Below are 19,160 nucleotides of genomic sequence, written 5' to 3' on the forward strand. Positions count from 1 at the left end.
ATGGGAAATGATTTTTTTGATTTTTATTTTGGTGGGTGGTATTCAGCTACGTCATTTTTCTTAGAATGTCTAAGTCCATAACTTAAATATAGAATGATACCAACAATAAACCAAATTAAAGTGTATAATTTCGCTTCGAATCCTAATCCCCAGAATACTAGCAATACTAAAACAAATGTAACTGCTGGTAACACAGGATATAAAGGTAATTTAAATGCAGGAATTGGTAGATCTTTACCTTCACGCTTTCTCAAACGATACATTGCTAATGAAACGAACATAAATGCAACAAGTGTACCTGCTGAAATTAATTGTGCTAAAAATGCGAATGGGAACATAGAACCAATTAAAACACCAATAATAGTAAGTATAACTAGTGCGCGATTAGGTAAATGTTTGTCGTTTAAGTGGCTTAACCATGAAGGTAATAAGCCGTCACGTCCAAATGAATAAAGTAAACGTGAGCCTGCTAACATCATACCAATTAATGCTGTAAACATACCGATAACAGAGATAGCTTGAACAATAGCTGCTACAATACCATGACCACTTTGACGTAAAGCCCAACCAACAGGTTCAGCATTGTTTGCGTATTGTGAGTAATGGAACATACCAACTAACACAAGTGCTACAGCAATAAATAATACGATAGCAACACTTAAAGAACCAAGAATACCTCTAGGCATTGTCTTTTGAGGGTCAAGTGCTTCTGCTGAGTTTGCTGCGATAGAATCGAAACCGATATACGCTAAGAAAATCATTGAAACACCAGCATATATGCCTTGCCATCCACCAAAGTCACCTGTAGCAGTTACTTTGTGTTCTGGAATAAATGGCACATAGTTACTAACATTTATTGCTGTTAAACCTACGATTACAAATAAAATAATAGCTAATACTTTTAAAATAACTAAAATATTTTCCATACGTGCTGCTTCCGACATACCACGTGATAGTAATAATGCAGTTAATAAAATAACGATAGCAGCAATAATATCGATAAAACCGCCATTCGTACCAAATGGATTTGATAATGCTGCAGGTAATTCGATGCCAATTGGTTTCACAAGTCCGCGTAAATTCGCTGAGAATCCTGATGCAACAAAGGCTACGGCGATAAAATATTCAGCTAATAAAGCCCAACCGGCAACCCATCCAAAAAATTCACCAAATAATACATTGACCCAAGAATAGGCTGAACCTGCAAATGGCATAGCGGCAGCCATTTCTGCATAAGTAAATGCAACTAAACCAGCAACAATAGCAGCGAGTAAGAATGATAACGCAACGGCCGGTCCTGCATGTTCTGCAGCAACAATGCCAGGTAGCGTAAAGATAGATGTCGATACAATTGTTCCTACACCTAAAGCTAAGAAATCACGCACCCGAAGTGTACGCTTTAAATGACCATCTTTATTTTGATAGATAGCCGGATCCTCTTTTCGTGCTATTTTATTGAAAAAACTTCCCATAAACTTTCCTCCCAAACATTCATAAACAATTCTATACGGTGTTTTTTAATATGTTATATCATAGCACAAATAATCAATATTTTGTCTAAAAATTCCGAAAAATCACAACTTTATGTTACGTATTAATGACTTGTCTTGATAACATCCATAGATTTTTTAAATGATAAAACTGATTATAACAGATATTAAATGAATAAGTACTATTTTTTGCTAATTTTCTAACAATTTTGCACATTATATTTTTAAAATCAATTTCATGTTTATGTCTGATTGGCTAGTTTGTATGAAATGTAATTCTTTGACTATAAAAAGATGCATCAAATATGATGAGGGTAAGGCGGAAAATAGGAGGTTATATAGTAAGTCATTTAAGTCGAATAGCCATTCTTTTTAAAATGAAAAAAATAGAAAGATCAATAGTTTGTTAAAGGCTTTAAATAGCGTCATTATGCAATTTTAGAATGCTAAAAATTGTCACAAATTTCAAATTACGTGCTAAAGCTTGAGATATCAATATTTATTGGCGTTAGAGTGTAATTTGACTCCGCTTACATCTCAGTTTTATGTTTGTAATTTGGTAGCATAATATTATAATAAAATAAAATTGTTAATCTTTAATTTCAGTATAGATATTTTTACGTGTAGTCACGTGTAAAATAAATTCAATTAGGTTAGGAGACATAATTATGAAAACATTTGGTAAAAAGGTTGTATTAATCGGAGATGGATCTGTAGGATCAAGCTATGCCTTTGCAATGGTTACGCAAGGTGTTGCTGATGAATTTGTAATTATTGACATTGCAAAAGACAAAGTAAAAGCAGATGTTCAAGATTTAAACCATGGTACAGTCCACAGTCCTTCACCAGTTGATGTGAAAGCAGGTGAATACGAAGACTGTAAAGATGCAGATTTAGTTGTTATTACAGCTGGTGCACCTCAAAAGCCAGGTGAAACACGTTTACAATTAGTTGAAAAAAATACTAAGATTATGAAGAGCATTGTTAAGAGTGTTATGGATAGCGGCTTTGATGGATATTTCTTAATCGCGGCAAACCCTGTAGACATTTTAACAAGATTTGTAAAAGAATATACTGGATTGCCAGCAGAGCGTGTTATCGGTTCAGGTACTGTATTGGACAGTGCACGTTTACAATATTTAATTAGCCAAGAACTTGGTGTTGCACCTTCAAGTGTTGACGCTAGTATTATTGGTGAGCATGGTGATACTGAACTTGCAGTTTGGTCACAAGCAAATGTAGCAGGTATTTCAGTATATGACACATTAAAAGAACAAACTGGTAGCGAAGCTAAAGCGGAAGAAATTTATGTGAATACACGTGACGCTGCTTATGAAATTATCCAAGCTAAAGGGTCAACATACTATGGTATTGCATTAGCATTGATGCGCATTTCAAAAGCCATTTTAAATAATGAAAATAATGTCTTAAATGTTTCTATACAATTAGATGGTCAATATGGTGGTCACAAAGGCGTTTACCTAGGTGTACCAACATTAGTTAACCAACATGGCGCAGTTAAAATTTATGAAATGCCATTAAGTGCAGAAGAACAAGCATTGTTCGATAAATCTGTTAAAACATTAGAAGATACATTTGATTCAATTAAATATTTATTAGAAGACTAAGCCTATTTTAAGTATTAATTAGAAATATATTAATGGTAAGAGGATCTATTAGTGTTGCGGTAACATGTGGCACTGATAGGTCCATTTTTTTAGCAAGCATTGATAGAGGCAATACTTTTGCGTAAAATAATAATTGAATAAAGTATTATGACTCGTGAAAATTTAGTGACATGAATAGAAATGTCGAGGCGTCATTGAGTATAAAGGAAAGTAGTTCTGCATTAAGCACGAAGTAGAGCATGACAACGAGGAATAACTATAGGGAGATGGTTTTGGAATGACGAATGTCTTGTATCAACATGGTACATTAGGTACGTTAATGGCTGGCTTACTAGAAGGAACAGCTACAATTAATGAATTGTTAGAACATGGAAATTTAGGGATTGCAACGTTAACAGGGTCTGATGGCGAAGTAATATTTTTAGACGGGAAGGCATATCATGCTAACGAGCATAAAGAATTTATAGAATTAAAAGGCGATGAGAAAGTACCGTATGCATCGATTACTAATTTTAAAGCGAGTAAGACATTTCCATTGCAACAATTATCACAAGATGATGTATTCGCACAAATTAAAAATGAAATGTTAAGTGAGAATTTATTTTCGGCTGTTAAAATTTATGGCACATTTAAACATATGCATGTACGAATGATGCCTGCTCAGCAACCGCCATATACACGTTTGATTGATTCAGCACGCAGACAACCTGAGGAAAAAAGACAAGATATTCGTGGTGCCATTGTTGGATTTTTTACACCAGAATTATTTCATGGCGTAGGGTCTGCTGGTTTTCATATACATTTTGCGGATGATGAAAGAGCTTATGGTGGACATGTTCTTGACTTTGAAGTGGATGACGTTGTCGTTGAGATACAAAACTTTGAAACATTCCAACAACATTTCCCGGTAAATAACGAGACGTTTGTTAAAGCGAAAATAGACTATAAAGATGTGACAGAAGAAATTAGAGAAGCTGAATAGTCTAATATAATTAAAAGACCTTAGCGATATTAAGAACAGGTGATTCTAAATGCATCGTTAAGGTCTTTTTATATTATATATGTGCTTACATATTTTGTTGATACGCGCGTAAAAAGCTATAAATAGTATCAAGATATGGGGTGTCAAGATTGTGTTCACGTGCACGTCGATAAATAAAGCCTTGAATCGCTTCGACTTCAAGAGGTTGCTGATGCACAATGTCGTAATACATGCTCGTTCCCATTTCGTCGGGATAACCTTGATATATAGTCATAATAGTATCGACAGTTTGTTCTGAAAAGTTTAACCCCTCTGCCTGTGCAACACGACAACCATCTAGTAATAGCTGTCTACACAGTGTACGTATTTCAGGATTATGCATGATTGCAACTGTCTGTCTCCCGAGTGCTGTGATAGAATTAATGCCCAAGTTAACTAACAATTTATACCAAATAGCTTGTTGAATATTTGCTTCTAGTACAATGTCGATTTGACTGTCTTGGACCAAATCTCTAAATTGTCGAGTTAATGCATTATCTTGTATACGTAATTGATAATCTCTGAAGTGCGTAACAACATCGCCTTTCTTTTGACCACTTATATAGACAACTGCTTGGCATACGTTTTTAAATGGAATATGTTCGAGTTGACCATAACCATTTTGGGCTAAAATGATGAGCGTGTCCTCATGTACAAGATGAGTTAAATGAGGAATAACTGCATCAAGTTGATGTGTTTTGACTGCAATAATAATAACATCAAATGTGTTTGTGACATCTTCATAACCTTTCACAACAATATCTTGTGCAGGTGCATGTGGTACAGTATAATATGTTATTGTTTTGGCGTGTCTCCCGATAAGCGTTGTATGAGGCAATGATTGTTGTAATTCATAGGCAATAGTTGTACCGACAGCGCCTGGGCCAATAATCGCAACTGATAACATCTTCTTCTTTCCTTTCTATAAAAGATTCATTATACTATTTCTAATAATACTGCAAAAAGAGGTTGAATAACATTGAAAACAGTAAGTCAATTAATAGATATGAAACAAAAGCAAACTAAAATTTCTATGGTAACAGCTTATGATTTTCCAAGTGCTAAACAAGTGGAAGCAGCGGGTATTGATATGATTCTTGTTGGGGATTCACTTGGTATGACTGTATTAGGTTATGAAAGTACCGTACAAGTGACGTTAGCAGATATGATTCATCACGGTCGTGCAGTAAGAAGAGGCGCACCAAATACATTTGTAGTTGTTGATATGCCGATTGGTGCAGTAGGCATCTCTATGACACAAGACTTAAATCATGCTCTAAAGCTTTATCAGGAGACGAATGCAAATGCAATTAAAGCAGAAGGAGCGCATATTACACCATTTATTGAAAAAGCAACGGCAATTGGTATTCCTGTTGTTGCACATTTAGGATTAACACCTCAAAGTGTTGGCGTTATGGGATATAAATTACAAGGTGCAACGAAAGAAGCAGCTGAGCAACTTATTTTAGATGCGAAAAATGTAGAACAAGCTGGTGCAGTTGCGTTAGTACTTGAAGCAATTCCAAATGATTTAGCAGAAGAAATTAGCAAGCATTTAACAATTCCAGTCATTGGTATTGGTGCAGGAAAAGGTACAGATGGTCAAGTATTGGTTTATCACGATATGTTAAATTATGGTGTTGAACATAAAGCGAAATTTGTGAAGCAATTTGCTGATTTTAGTGTTGGTGTAGATGGTTTAAAACAATACGATCAAGAAGTTAAATCTGGTGCATTTCCATCAGAAGAATATACGTATAAAAAGAAAATTATGAATGAGGTTAATAACAATGACTAAGCTGATTACTACGGTAAAAGAGATGCAACACATTGTTAAAGCAGCCAAACGCTCAGGCACAACGATTGGTTTTATCCCAACAATGGGTGCCTTACATGATGGACATTTAACGATGGTACGCGAATCAGTTAGTACAAATGATATTACAGTTGTGAGTGTATTTGTTAATCCATTACAATTTGGTCCAAACGAAGATTTCGATGCTTATCCGAGACAAATTGATAAAGATTTAGAATTAGTATCAGAAGTAGGGGCGGACATTGTTTTTCATCCTGCAGTAGAAGATATGTATCCAGGTGAATTAGGTATTGATGTCAAAGTAGGTCCATTAGCTGATGTGTTAGAAGGAGCGAAGCGTCCAGGGCATTTTGATGGGGTGGTAACAGTAGTTAATAAGCTATTTAATATTGTTATGCCGGATTATGCTTATTTTGGTAAAAAAGATGCCCAGCAATTGGCTATTGTCGAGCAAATGGTAAAAGACTTCAATCATGCCGTTGAAATTATTGGTATTGATATCGTTCGAGAAGCAGATGGTTTGGCGAAAAGTTCAAGAAATGTTTATTTAACGGAGCAAGAACGACAAGAAGCGGTACATTTAAGTAAAAGTTTGCTATTAGCACAAGCGTTGTATCAAGACGGTGAACGTCAAAGTAAAGTAATTATAGACAGGGTTACTCAATATCTTGAATCACATATAAGTGGACGCATTGAAGAAGTTGCTGTTTATAGTTATCCTCAATTAGTAGAACAACACGAAATAACTGGACGCATATTTATCTCGTTAGCTGTCAAATTTTCAAAAGCGCGTTTAATAGATAATATAATAATTGGAGCTGAATAAAGTGATAAGAACAATGATGAATGCTAAAATTCATAGAGCAAGAGTGACTGAGTCAAATTTAAATTATGTAGGTAGCATTACGATTGATTCAGATATATTGGAAGCGGTAAACATCTTGCCAAATGAAAAAGTAGCCATCGTGAATAATAATAATGGTGCACGTTTTGAAACATACGTAATAGCTGGTGAAAGAGGTAGTGGTAAAATTTGTTTAAACGGTGCAGCGTCAAGACTTGTTGAAGTAGGCGATGTAGTCATAATCATGACTTATGCACAGTTGAATGAAGAAGAAATTAAACACCATGCACCTAAAGTAGCAGTAATGAATGAAGACAATGTCATTATTGAAATGATTCATGAAAAAGAAAATACGATAGTGTTATAAAATAGTATAAGTTAGAAACCTCTAGTAGATAACAATGTAGTTATCCATTAGGGGTTTTTATTTTTATGCCAATTGGGTTAGCGTAATAGAAGTAAAGGTATTATCGTTGCAATTTTAGCAGTGTTAAATGATGGACATATTTATAAAGAAATAGTTTTGCGAATTGATTATCTAAAACAGTATTCAGAATTTATTTGGTAGAAAATAGAATTCTTAACTTAACGAGATAAGTTAATGACATGTTGTTTAGTTTCGTGAAGTGAAAATATTGAATTGATAGCAATTATATAATAAAATTATACTAAATAGAATGATGGTCTGAAGAAGGTGAATAAGATGAAAAAAGTTATAAGTTTATTTGTTGCAATTTTATCAGTGTTGATTTTTACGGATAATGCGAACGCCGAAAATAACAAACCTGAAGGTGTGAATGAAAACAGCAATTTAATACCAGTTAGACAACCGGATGCAAATTATCCAGGGCCAGTTAGTGACATAGCACGTGTGAAAAAACTTGATAATTTAATAGATGGCACGAAAGATCCAGATGTTATCAAGCAGTTGAAAGATGATAATGAGGTGCCGAATAATGCGGTAAAGGCAAAAGATTCTAAAATAGTATCCGACTGCAGACATTTACTAAAACATCCAGATAACTTAATAGATGGCACGAAAGATCCAAATGTTATTAATCAGTTGAAAAACGCAAATGGAACATCGAATAATAGTGCTGTAAATCCAAGTATTAAAGCAAATGATGTTCACACAAAAAGTAATAAACAAATGGCTAAACAACAAAGTATTCATTTGGATAGCAAGAGCAAGTCAGGACATAAGCAACAATTGAAAGAATTGCCAAAAACAGGAGTAAACAACGAAAGTAATACAGCAATTATGGCTTTATTTATTGGTTTAATATTGCTTGTAGTAAGTTTAGTGACAAGATTTATAAAATTAAATAGCTATAAATAATAAAAAGGGCCACACCTTGGTTTAAGATTCCAAGCGTGTGGCTTTCTCTTGTTATACAGTCCTATCACTATGTCACTTTTAATCAAAATCGACCGTAATTGCTTCATATCAATTAACGATAGGAATGATTAATTGTGAATCATATTTACCACCAGTATAAATCATGTGCATGCCTTTATTTACGGTTTCTTCATGTTCATAACGTGTTTTCATGCCAGGGGTACTATTACCAATTACAATTTCACTACCTTTTACAACAACTTCCAATGTTTCGCCTTGTTTAAATAGCGTGCCTGAAGGTAACAATTCGATTTCAACAGGTACAATCTCATCTTGTGACAACTTTAATTCTGTTTCATGTTTATGCCAAGGTTGCGCGATTGTGGATTTTTCTTGATCTAATTCACGATGTGATACGCGTAACCAACCAGTAGCTACTTGACCATTTTCAATGTGATTAAAATCAGGGAAGTTAACTTCATTACCACGACGATCTAACTTTTTAATACCTGCAAATAAATCCATATCGTCTGAGTCTTTAGTGCTTACCCATAGTTTTAAGTTCATGTTTCCAACTAACTCAGTATCTTTGTCAAACGTATATTTAAAACTTACATCTTGTCGTTTATCTTCAGAGTCATATTGTGCGACATGCGCGCTACTAATCTTTGCATGATTCATTCAGCATTCAAATACAATGGTGTATATTCTGTGTTAGGTAAAGGGAACGCTGACGCTGATTTGAATTCGCCTTTATAAAATTGATCTCTAACTTCATAAATGACATGAGGCGTATCTTTCCAATCGTTATTTTCTTCTTTAAGGTAAAAATCAAAGAATGATTTTTGGCGTTCGAGATTTTCTCTAGCGTAGTAACTTTCCCACTCTTTACGTCCATGCACATATAGCCATTTTTCTTCTGATGCTGCTTGTTTAAATCCTTCAAAAGAGCCACGGTTGTGCAAACCTTGTGTAGACCAACTAGCACATGTTAGTAGAGGTGTTTTAATTTGTGATAATGGCACTTGACGCTGTTTCCAAAAATCATCGAACAAAGGGTGTTCTTGTTGTGCTTGAATCAAGTCTTCGATATTTGGATTATCTGTCCATCTCGCAAAAATACCTTGAGTCCAGAAACGATAAAAGCCAGTATCCGATATACCTCCGTGAAAGGCTACTTCTCTATACATATCATTTAAGCCTTCCCAAGGAATCATTGCTTTTAAATGTGGTGGATTTAATGATGCGACCCACCATTGAGTCACCGCAAGATAAGAAACGCCATTTGTCCCGATATTTCCATTACTCCATGACTGATTTGCTGCCCATTCAATCACTTCGTAATAATCTTCCGCTTCTCTTTTTGACCATGGAGATAAGACGCCTTTTGATTTGTCACTACCGCGTAATGCAACTTTAACTACAACATAATCATTTGGCACCCAAAATCCTGGGTCTGGTGATTCTTCAGGTGTAAAACTAGATGTCGGAATGGCGCCTAATGTTGGCCAAAGGGCACCCATATTTGTGATTTTAGGCTTATTATCTTTACCGTAAGTATCTGCAGACATAACTACAGGGAATTTGCCATCTTTATTTGGTCTGAAAATATTAATATATAATTTTTCGCCATCGCGCATTTCCACAGTGACATCTTTTTCCATAATCATTTCTTGATTTCCATATTGAACACTGTCGACAACGATGTGGTTAATACCGGCTTTCACTTCATTGACATGAGTTATAGTTAATTTTGGATTTCCTAGTAAATGTTGGTTCATTGTTATCACCTTTTTCTGTTTGTTTGTATCACCTATATTAAACAGGTAAACATTGTGTGCCAATCATCAATGTTGGAGATTTGTAGGATAATGAACATAACGTTTATAATTGTTTATAATCATTGGGGAGGACTTGATATAAATGACTATAGATCGACGTATTAGAAAATCACAAGTTGCAATGAGAAATGCATTTATCGAACTTTTACATCAACACCAATTAGAAGAGATTACTGTGCAACAAATTGCAGATTTAGCTGATGTTAACCGTAGTACATTTTATACGCATTATTATGATAAATATGATTTGCTTGAAAAATTAGAGGACCAGCAGTTGGAGGAAATAAGAGACTTCATTCAAGATGAGAAGTTAAATGGAGCAGTTAAGTTATCCACAGATAACATACATCAAATTATGACCGTTTTAATAGAAATGATAGAAAAAGACATCGCATTTTATCAATTGATGTTTCGTATGGGTAAAGATTCAAATATCCACGAAAAACTTTATGATTTAATTATGTGTCATTTACAACGTTATAAAAATGAAAATGATCAAATTAATGGTATACCATTTTCTTATTTCATGAGTTATGTTTCAGGTGCGGGATTGTCTTTGATAAGACATTGGGTAGAAGATCCAAACCGTATAGACAAAGTTGACTTAATAATGCATTTTAATACGATTGTCAATCAAGGGCCAGCAACGATAATTAAAAATATACAATAAAATAAGGCAAGCCATGAATCGAGAGTGGCTTGCCTTGCTAAATAACATAAGTTTATTAAATGATATCTTTATCAATAACATTATTGTTGGATTGCAGTATAGTCTTGACCATGTAACATCCAACGAACACCGTATTTATCGGTAAAGATGCCCATTTTGCCACCCCAGAATTGGTCAGCAAACGGTAATTCGATTTCAATTGAAGAATGATCTTTAATTTGCTCATAGAATGCTTCAACTTTATCAGCATCTTCCTTATTGTTAACATCATAATCAATTAATAATGATATGCCATTATTAATTTTGTCAGCGCGACCAAAAGAATCAGAACATAGAACTTTTACGCCAAGCACTTCAAATTCAGCATGCATAGTTGCTTCTTGCGCTTCTTCCTTAGTCATACCAAAATGTGACGCTTGTTCTTCGCCAACTTCTAAACATTTAACGTCAGTTGCACCAAATACTTCTTCGTAATATGCAAGGGCTTCTTTTGAATTTTCAAAAGCGATATAAGGGAATAATGCTGTCATGTAAAACACCTCAATGTATTATTTTTATTACTAACACCATGTTACATTAAAAATTGGCAAAAGTATAACTTTTACGATGAATTGAAGTCAATCTTTTGCAAAATACACGATAAATTATAAGATGAAATTGATTTAAATAAAGTAAACATATATATAACAAAATATGAAAATGATACAGAGACGTATGTGTTGTTTAGTGTTTTAAAATTCAAGTTTAAAAAATGCTTTTAGATACATAAGGGATTTTCGAAATATAAATGCATTAAAATGAATTTATAACTTTTTTGACTGACATTTAATATGAATCATATATAATAGAAGTTAATGATTAAATGTGGGAGGTTAAATCATGATTAATGCTGAACCTATTATCAGTAAAATGAAAAATCAAAAAATTAATTATGACAAGGTGTTGAAGAAATTAATCGGGCAGTGGGAAAGAGAAGCAATCAGACCTAAAATCTTATTGCATAGTTGTTGTGCACCTTGTAGTACATATACATTAGAGTTTTTAACACAATATGCAGACATTGCAATTTATTTCGCGAATTCAAATATTCATCCGAAAAATGAGTATTTACGACGTGCTAAAGTGCAAGAACAATTTGTGGAAGATTTTAATCGCAAGACTGGTGCGAATGTGAAGTATATTGAAGCACCTTATGAACCGCATAAGTTTGTGAAAATGGTGAAGGATAAAGAATTAGCTGATGAAAAAGAAGGCGGCTTACGTTGTACCGCTTGTTTTGAAATGCGTTTGGATATTGTAGCGAAAGCAGCTGTAGAACATGGCTATGATTATTTTGGCAGTGCAATCACGTTATCACCTAAAAAGAACGCACAATTAATCAATGAACTTGGTATGGATGTCCAAAAAATATACGATGTGAACTATTTGCCAAGTGATTTTAAGAAAAGTAAAGGTTATGAGCGTTCCATAGAAATGTGTAATGACTATAATATCTTTAGGCAGTGTTATTGTGGATGTGTCTTTGCAGCGATGCAACAAGGTATTGATTTTAAAACAGTTAATAAAGAAGCGAAAGCATTTTTAGAACAATATCCAGATTAATCATTGGAAATGAGATAAAAGGCAGGCGCATATACAAGTCATGCCCTATTAAAAATTATCAAATAGAAACCCGAGACTTTAGTGAAATGAATCATACTAAAATCTCGGGTTATTTATATAATCGTAAATATTGTAGCTATAATGAATGACTGGATCCTGAGACATAAAACAATGTCTCACTCTAATTACATCATTTTATGAACAAATCTTATAATTGCTAAAATGACAATAACAAGTGTTGAAATAAGTGAAAACACTTTAAACTTTTTGTAGTCATTTTTCGTTTCATTTTCTCCTGTTTTCATCATTTCACGTAGCTCTTGCTCGATTTCTAAATCAAGATCTGTTTTACGATAACCATTCAAACCTTGACGTTCATTTTCTTCAGGTTGATTTTGTTGCTGTGTGTCTTTGTTGTCAGAAGTCGCTACTGTTTTTTTATTATCTGTTTCTTTAGTCATAACAAACGCCTCCGTTATAAAACGCTATATTTAATGATATGTGATATTTAAGCCATTATTTTGAAAAATGGTGATAAATATATCTTCTTGAGTTATATCATAATTTTAATAAGACGATTCAGCAAGTTTTAAAGTATTATTTGACTACGTTGGATTAGGCATCTAGTCCTATAATATCACTGACATTGTCAAAATGATGATCTTTTAAGTAACGTGCGATGCCTTTGTTCATTTTCTTAGTTAAACCTGGGCCTTCAATAACAAGTGATGAATAAATTTGAATAAGTGACGCACCGTGACGCATCATTTTGATTGCATCTTCAGTACTGAATACGCCGCCTGTACCTATAATTAAAAATTCACCATTTGTTTGCTGATAAGCATACTTAATCAATTTTAAATTACGTTCAAATAATGGACGACCACTTAAACCGCCTTCTTCGACTTTATTAGCAGAAGTTAAACCATCTCGTTGTCGCGTTGTGTTTGCTAAGATGATACCGTCAAATGTCTCAGTAATCGCTGGTAATAGTGCTTTTAAGCCATCGAAATCCATATCAGACGTTAGTTTTAAGTAAATTGGCACTGTTACATCGTGCTGTTTTTTAAATGTTGTCAAAGCTTGACATAACATTGAAAATTCATCTTTATCATGGAAATTTTGAAGGTTTTCAGTATTTGGAGAACTGATATTGACTGTGAAAAATGATACGTCGTGTTTAAACGTATCAATGACTTTTATATAATCTTGATAACGCGCTTCATAAGGTGTCATTTTATTCACACCAACATTGATACCAACAGGTACTTGATAAGCATTTTTACGCAAATGACTGAGTGCTTTGTTCATACCAATATTATTGAAGCCCATACGATTTATCAAGGCATCATCTTCTAATAATCTGAACATGCGTGGTTGAGGGTTACCCGGTTGAGGTTTAGGTGTGATACCACCTAATTCTAAAGCACCGAATCCAAGGTGTTCCAATGCTTTTGGTACTTCGCAAGATTTGTCGAAACCAGCTGCTAAGCCAATTGGATTGTCGTACGTATTACCTTGTATCGTTTGTGATAACGTTGGATTCTTATAAGTAAATAGTTTATCGACGACAGGGAATAAAACTGGAAATTTTTGTAACGTTTTTAATGCATCGATAGTTAGTCCGTGTGCTTTTTCGGGTTCGATTTTGAATAAGAAAGGTTTAATTAATTTGTACATGAGTATGCTCCTATTTCATTATATTTGAGGCTTACTATCCTCAACTTAATATATGTGAAATATATTCTTTTAATAGACTAGCATTTCCCTACATAATTTCCTAGTTAAAACTAAAAAGTTTTGAAAATTGACGCAAGTACCACAAGTTATTTTGAGATTAAATAATCCTAATTAGGCAATATAATAGTATAAAGTAAGCGTAATGGAAGGTGTTTGTATGAATGAACAATGGTTAGAGCATTTACCTTTAAAAGATATTAAAGAGATTTCACGAGTGAGTGGTGGCGATGTAAACGAAGCATATCGAGTCGAAACGGATACGGATACATTTTTCTTACTTGTCCAACGTGGACGTAAAGAATCATTTTATGTTGCAGAAATTGCAGGTTTAAATGAATTTGAACGTGCTGGTATCACGGCACCTAGAGTAATTGCAAGTGGCGAGGTTAACGGTGATGCGTATTTAGTGATGACGTATTTAGAAGAAGGGGCTTCAGGGAGTCAACGCCAATTAGGGCAACTCGTAGCTCAATTACACAGTCAGCAACAAGAAGAAGGCAAATTTGGCTTCTCATTACCTTATGAAGGTGGCGATATTTCTTTTGATAATCATTGGCAAGACGATTGGTGTACCATTTTTGTCGACAAGCGCATGGACCATTTGAAAGATGAGTTGCTAAATAGAGGGCTATGGGATGCCAACGATATCAAAGTATATGACAAAGTGCGACGTCAAATTGTGGCGGAATTAGAAAATCATCAAAGTAAACCATCTTTATTACATGGTGACCTATGGGGTGGTAATTATATGTTCTTACAAGATGGTCGTCCGGCGTTATTTGATCCAGCACCATTATATGGTGACAGAGAATTTGATATCGGTATTACAACGGTATTTGGTGGCTTTACGAGCGAATTTTATGATGCGTATAATAAACATTATCCACTCGCAAAAGGTGCATCCTATAGACTTGAATTTTATCGTTTATATTTATTGATGGTGCATTTATTGAAATTTGGGGAGATGTACCGTGATAGTGTTGCGCACTCTATGGATAAGATTTTACAAGATACAACAGGTTAGTTATTACGTTAGATTGAGATAATAATATGCACAGATATTTTTATAATGAGAAGGCCTTCAGCTGCCTCAATAAAAATATTTGTGCTTTTTTATTGTTGGAAAATAAAATTTTAATCTCTATTGTTAATTTCTATAATGCAAAACAAGATTGAGTTGCAATAAAAGTGATTTTCTAACTTTTTGTTCAATAAAATTCTAGGAATGATACATATTTATTGATACAATAATTTTGAATATAATCACAAAACAATATTTAAGTATTATTGAATGTTTGAATATCATATATTGATACAGTTTCTAATAATTTTAAAATAATTTAAATGGGGAGAGGTGTAAATGATGAGTACAGTTCAAAGTGATATTTTTAAGACCAATAGTGCATCATCATCTATTAAAAGCGCTGTTGAAACATGTAATAATGTGTCGAAACCGGATAAAGATGAAAGTACAACAGTAAGTGGAAATAATAATGCTCATAGTGTGATAGATGATTTGATTAGTAAGAATCAATCTGTTGCTGAAGCAATACGAACTGCGAGCGGTAATATACAAAAAGTTGGTGAGGCTTTTGACCAAACTGATGTAATGATTGGTAATGAAATTGGTAAAAATTAAAACGTGGTGAAATGATGTCGAATAAACTTGATGGAATCAATAAAATGATCACAGCGAAACATAAGCAAATGGATGACTTATATGATGAAAAGCAAGAGGTTAAAGCATTGATAGATGAAAGCGATGCGCTTAATCATTCGATAGAACAATTATATCAACATTTAGGTGAGCGTTATTATAGTAGCAATATGGCTAGTCGTATGGAACAGTTCCGCGATGAATTTCATTTTGCGAAACGACGTTCAACGGAAGCGTTATACGAGCAACAACAGCAAATTCAACATGGCATTCGTAAAGCGGAAGAAGAGATGATTGACTTGGAAATGCGAAGGAATATCGAAATCGAGATGGCGACAAAGGAGGAAAATAAATGGAAACAATAGGAAGCATTATTTATTTAAAAGAAGGTTCGCAAAAGTTAATGATTATTAATAGAGGACCAATTGTAGAAATTGAAAATCAAAAGTATATGTTTGACTATTCTGCATGTAAATATCCGATTGGTGTTGTGGAAGATGAAATTTATTATTTTAACGAGGAAAATATAGATTCAGTTATTTTTAAAGGTTATTCTGATCAAGATGAGGTTAGATTTCAAGAGTTGTTTGATAATATGAAACAAAATTTGGATAGTGAAATACAACGTGGAGAAGTTACACAACAATAAAGAAATACTTTTTCTTTATTGGGGTGGGACGACGAAATAAATTTTGTAAAAATATGATTTCTGTCTCACCTCCAAAATGTTATCTCCAAGTACTTAGGCTGGATGATAACATTAAATGTCATTCATAATCATTTGAACTAACCGTAGCATATTTAAATTTAATAAAAAAGACACATTCCAACTTCCGAAATGTAGATGAATTCTCTACAATAACGGAAGTTTTTCTTTTAATATTGAAATTTCTCAAGGATAGGTCTATACTTTATAAATCGTAATTATTACTATTTATAATCAAAAACAATAACTTGAAATAGATCATTGAGGGAGTGTTAATATGCAACATCATAAAGTGGCTATTATCGGTGCCGGTGCTGCAGGTATAGGTATGGCCATTACCTTAAAAGATTTCGGTATAACAGATGTCATTATTTTAGAAAAAGGAACAGTAGGACATTCATTTAAACATTGGCCGAAATCGACCCGTACGATTACGCCATCATTTACGTCTAATGGATTTGGCATGCCTGATATGAATGCAATTTCCATGGATACTTCACCAGCATTTACATTTAATGAAGAACATATTTCCGGAGAAACATATGCTGAATATTTACAAGTGGTTGCCAACCATTACGAGCTGAATATCTTTGAAAATACAGTTGTCACAGATATATCTGTAGATGATGCATTTTATACGATTGCAACGACAACAGAGACATATCACGCGGATTATATCTTTGTCGCAACAGGTGATTATAATTTCCCTAAAAAGCCATTTAAATATGGTATTCATTATAGTGAAATTGAAGACTTTGATAACTTTAATAAGGGACAATATGTGGTTATCGGAGGTAATGAAAGTGGTTTTGATGCTGCATATCAACTTGCAAAAAATGGCTCTGACATCGCACTTTATACTAGCACAACCGGTTTAAATGATCCGGATGCTGATCCTAGTGTTAGATTGTCACCTTATACACGTCAGAGACTAGGTAACGTCATTAAGCAAGGTGCTCGCATTGAAATGAATGTACATTATACAGTTAAAGATATTGATTTTAACGATGGACAGTATCATATCAGTTTTGATAGCGGACAAAGTGTGCATACGCCTCATGAACCAATACTAGCAACTGGCTTTGATGCAACAAAAAATCCAATCGTTCAACAATTATTTGTGACAACAAATCAAGATATTAAATTAACAACACATGATGAATCGACACGTTATCCGAATATTTTTATGATTGGTGCAACAGTTGAAAATGATAATGCCAAATTATGCTATATCTATAAATTCAGAGCGCGATTTGCAGTACTTGCACATCTTTTAACACAGCGGGAAGGCTTACCAGCTAAACAAGATGTCATTGAAAATTACCAAAAAAATCAAATGTATTTAGATGATTATTCATGTTGTGAAGTGTCATGCACATGTTAGAAGTGAAATATGATATGAGAACGGGGCATTATACGCCCATACCTCATGAACCTCATTATTTGGTTATTAGTCATGCGGATAAACTTACCGCAACAGAAAAAGCGAAATTAAGATTATTAATCATAAAACAGAAATTAGATATTTCATTGGCAGAAAGTGTAGTTTCTTCGCCTATAGCGAGCGAACATGTGATAGAACAATTGACACTATTTCAACATGAGCGACGACAATTAAGACCTAAAATAAGTGCGACATTTTTAGCCTGGTTGTTGATATTTTTAATGTTTGCATTGCCAATCGGTATCGCTTATCAATTTTCAGATTGGTTTCAAAATCAGTATGTATCAGCATGGATAGAATATTTAACTCAAACAACATTGCTCAATCACGATATATTACAGAATATATTATTTGGTGATTATGGTGTGCTATCACTTGGAACATATTCGCTCGTATGGGCATTGCCGGTTGTAATATTGATTAGTTTATCAACTGCTATAATTGATCAAACAGGATTCAAATCATGGATGATATGGGCAATTGAACCATCAATGTTACGGATAGGATTACAAGGTAATGATATCGTGCCACTATTAGAAGGATTTGGATGTAATGCAGCAGCCATTTCACAAGCAGCACACCAATGCCATACCTGCACGAAGACACAGTGTATGAGTTTAATAAGCTTTGGTAGTTCTTGTAGTTATCAAATAGGTGCGACATTATCTATTTTTAGTGTAGCTGGAAAGTCATGGCTATTTATGCCGTACTTAATATTAGTACTTTTAGGTGGCATCTTACATAATAGGATATGGTTGAAAAAGAATGATCAACAACTTAGCGTTCCGCTACCTCATGATAGGCAATTACATGTGCCAAATATACGTCAAATGTTGCTACAAATGTGGCAAAATATACAAATGTTTATCGTTCAAGCGCTACCTATTTTTATCACAATCTGTCTTATTGTTAGTATTTTATCACTAACGCCAATTTTGAATGTTTTATCACAAATATTTACACCTATATTATCGTTATTAGGCATCTCGTCAGAATTGTCACCAGGGATTTTATTTTCAATGATTCGAAAAGACGGCATGCTCTTGTTTAATTTGCATCAGGGCGCCTTATTACAAGGAATGACAGCAACACAGTTACTACTACTTGTGTTTTTTAGTTCAACTTTTACAGCGTGCTCGGTCACAATGACAATGCTTTTGAAACATTTAGGTGGTCAGTCAGCACTAAAATTAATTGGAAAGCAAATGGTGACATCATTGTCTTTAGTTATTGGTGTAGGCATCATTGTTAAAATAGTAATGCTGATTATTTAAAAAAGAAATGAACTATAACTGAATATAGAGTCATGTCAGTCAATAGGAAAGCTATCTTGGAATATTCTATTCATATGAAGTATAAGAG

19 protein-coding genes and 2 pseudogenes are annotated in these 19,160 nt (G+C 33.9%); 15 read left to right on the forward strand and 6 right to left on the reverse strand.

Annotated features, from left to right (window positions below; translation table 11 throughout):
- Window positions 1–23: 23 nt before the first annotated feature.
- Window positions 24–1,472 carry an APC family permease gene (locus JV528_RS05945; RefSeq protein ID WP_204177335.1) on the reverse strand — a complete coding sequence of 483 codons (1,449 nt, stop codon included), beginning with the start codon at window positions 1,470–1,472 and terminating at the stop codon, window positions 24–26.
- A gap of 686 nt (window positions 1,473–2,158) precedes the next feature.
- Between JV528_RS05945 and JV528_RS05950 the strand changes: the two genes are divergently transcribed.
- The gene (locus JV528_RS05950; protein ID WP_000846637.1) at window positions 2,159–3,118 is read left to right on the forward strand and encodes an L-lactate dehydrogenase; all 960 of its coding nucleotides are present in this window, start codon (window positions 2,159–2,161) and stop codon (window positions 3,116–3,118) included.
- 277 nt (window positions 3,119–3,395) lie between these two features.
- Window positions 3,396–4,100 (forward strand): acetolactate decarboxylase, encoded by a 705-nt coding sequence (gene budA, locus JV528_RS05955; protein ID WP_204177334.1) that lies wholly within the window; start codon window positions 3,396–3,398, stop codon window positions 4,098–4,100.
- A gap of 85 nt (window positions 4,101–4,185) precedes the next feature.
- Here the strand turns inward: budA and JV528_RS05960 are convergent, their stop codons facing one another.
- Window positions 4,186–5,046, reverse strand: a complete 861-nt coding sequence (locus JV528_RS05960) for an oxidoreductase (RefSeq protein WP_204177332.1) — start codon at window positions 5,044–5,046, stop codon at window positions 4,186–4,188.
- Between the two features lie 72 nt (window positions 5,047–5,118).
- On the opposite strand from JV528_RS05960, the gene panB reads away from it, so the two are divergent.
- From panB to sasK, 4 genes are all read left to right on the forward strand, one after another.
- Window positions 5,119–5,937, forward strand: a complete 819-nt coding sequence (panB, locus tag JV528_RS05965; RefSeq protein ID WP_000860047.1) for a 3-methyl-2-oxobutanoate hydroxymethyltransferase — start codon at window positions 5,119–5,121, stop codon at window positions 5,935–5,937.
- On the forward strand, window positions 5,930–6,781 hold the full coding sequence (panC, locus tag JV528_RS05970) for a pantoate--beta-alanine ligase (RefSeq protein ID WP_000163745.1): 852 nt from the start codon (window positions 5,930–5,932) through the stop codon (window positions 6,779–6,781). Before panB ends, panC begins: the two co-directional genes overlap by 8 nt.
- Window position 6,782: 1 nt before the next feature.
- The gene (panD, locus tag JV528_RS05975) at window positions 6,783–7,166 is read left to right on the forward strand and encodes an aspartate 1-decarboxylase (RefSeq protein WP_204177331.1); all 384 of its coding nucleotides are present in this window, start codon (window positions 6,783–6,785) and stop codon (window positions 7,164–7,166) included.
- A gap of 336 nt (window positions 7,167–7,502) precedes the next feature.
- The gene (gene sasK / locus JV528_RS05980; RefSeq protein ID WP_000755984.1) at window positions 7,503–8,138 is read left to right on the forward strand and encodes an LPXTG-anchored surface protein SasK; all 636 of its coding nucleotides are present in this window, start codon (window positions 7,503–7,505) and stop codon (window positions 8,136–8,138) included.
- Between the two features lie 108 nt (window positions 8,139–8,246).
- On the opposite strand, the pseudogene JV528_RS05985 reads toward sasK, so the two are convergent.
- Window positions 8,247–9,919 (reverse strand): annotated as a pseudogene (locus JV528_RS05985) (CocE/NonD family hydrolase).
- Window positions 9,920–9,975: 56 nt separating this feature from the next.
- Here JV528_RS05985 and JV528_RS05990 point away from each other — a divergent pair.
- Window positions 9,976–10,084 (forward strand): annotated as a pseudogene (locus JV528_RS05990) (hypothetical protein).
- Window positions 10,062–10,649 (forward strand): TetR/AcrR family transcriptional regulator, encoded by a 588-nt coding sequence (locus tag JV528_RS05995; RefSeq protein ID WP_000151120.1) that lies wholly within the window; start codon window positions 10,062–10,064, stop codon window positions 10,647–10,649. The pseudogene JV528_RS05990 and the gene JV528_RS05995 overlap by 23 nt, the downstream one beginning before the upstream one ends.
- A gap of 80 nt (window positions 10,650–10,729) precedes the next feature.
- Here the strand turns inward: JV528_RS05995 and JV528_RS06000 are convergent, their stop codons facing one another.
- Window positions 10,730–11,179 (reverse strand): VOC family protein, encoded by a 450-nt coding sequence (locus JV528_RS06000; RefSeq protein WP_000125698.1) that lies wholly within the window; start codon window positions 11,177–11,179, stop codon window positions 10,730–10,732.
- A gap of 349 nt (window positions 11,180–11,528) precedes the next feature.
- On the opposite strand from JV528_RS06000, the gene JV528_RS06005 reads away from it, so the two are divergent.
- Window positions 11,529–12,251, forward strand: coding sequence for an epoxyqueuosine reductase QueH (locus tag JV528_RS06005; RefSeq protein WP_000606210.1), 723 nt, complete (start codon window positions 11,529–11,531; stop codon window positions 12,249–12,251).
- Between the two features lie 185 nt (window positions 12,252–12,436).
- On the opposite strand, the gene JV528_RS06010 is transcribed toward JV528_RS06005, so the two are convergent.
- Together JV528_RS06010 and JV528_RS06015 are read right to left on the reverse strand one after the other, a co-directional pair.
- The gene (locus tag JV528_RS06010; protein ID WP_000159838.1) at window positions 12,437–12,712 is read right to left on the reverse strand and encodes a hypothetical protein; all 276 of its coding nucleotides are present in this window, start codon (window positions 12,710–12,712) and stop codon (window positions 12,437–12,439) included.
- A 154-nt stretch (window positions 12,713–12,866) separates the two neighbouring features.
- Window positions 12,867–13,931: a quinone-dependent dihydroorotate dehydrogenase gene (locus tag JV528_RS06015; RefSeq protein WP_000277419.1), complete on the reverse strand. Its 1,065-nt coding sequence runs from the start codon at window positions 13,929–13,931 to the stop codon at window positions 12,867–12,869.
- 217 nt (window positions 13,932–14,148) lie between these two features.
- On the opposite strand from JV528_RS06015, the gene JV528_RS06020 reads away from it, so the two are divergent.
- From JV528_RS06020 to JV528_RS06045, 6 genes are all read left to right on the forward strand, one after another.
- Window positions 14,149–15,015, forward strand: coding sequence for a fructosamine kinase family protein (locus JV528_RS06020; RefSeq protein ID WP_196931781.1), 867 nt, complete (start codon window positions 14,149–14,151; stop codon window positions 15,013–15,015).
- A 336-nt stretch (window positions 15,016–15,351) separates the two neighbouring features.
- On the forward strand, window positions 15,352–15,630 hold the full coding sequence (locus JV528_RS06025; protein WP_000987948.1) for a TIGR04197 family type VII secretion effector: 279 nt from the start codon (window positions 15,352–15,354) through the stop codon (window positions 15,628–15,630).
- 14 nt (window positions 15,631–15,644) lie between these two features.
- Window positions 15,645–16,013 (forward strand): hypothetical protein, encoded by a 369-nt coding sequence (locus tag JV528_RS06030; RefSeq protein WP_000066363.1) that lies wholly within the window; start codon window positions 15,645–15,647, stop codon window positions 16,011–16,013.
- The gene (locus JV528_RS06035) at window positions 16,001–16,297 is read left to right on the forward strand and encodes a DUF4176 domain-containing protein (RefSeq protein WP_000447707.1); all 297 of its coding nucleotides are present in this window, start codon (window positions 16,001–16,003) and stop codon (window positions 16,295–16,297) included. The genes JV528_RS06030 and JV528_RS06035 overlap by 13 nt, the downstream gene beginning before the upstream one ends.
- A 334-nt stretch (window positions 16,298–16,631) precedes the next feature.
- Window positions 16,632–17,738 carry an NAD(P)/FAD-dependent oxidoreductase gene (locus tag JV528_RS06040; protein ID WP_001163744.1) on the forward strand — a complete coding sequence of 369 codons (1,107 nt, stop codon included), beginning with the start codon at window positions 16,632–16,634 and terminating at the stop codon, window positions 17,736–17,738.
- Entirely contained in the window at window positions 17,732–19,072 is a 1,341-nt protein-coding gene (locus JV528_RS06045; RefSeq protein ID WP_204177324.1) for a nucleoside recognition domain-containing protein, read from the forward strand. Before JV528_RS06040 ends, JV528_RS06045 begins: the two co-directional genes overlap by 7 nt.
- The last annotated feature ends 88 nt before the right edge of the window (window positions 19,073–19,160 follow it).

Source organism: Staphylococcus sp. GDB20D11A, assembly GCF_016893255.1.
GTDB lineage: Bacteria > Bacillota > Bacilli > Staphylococcales > Staphylococcaceae > Staphylococcus > Staphylococcus aureus.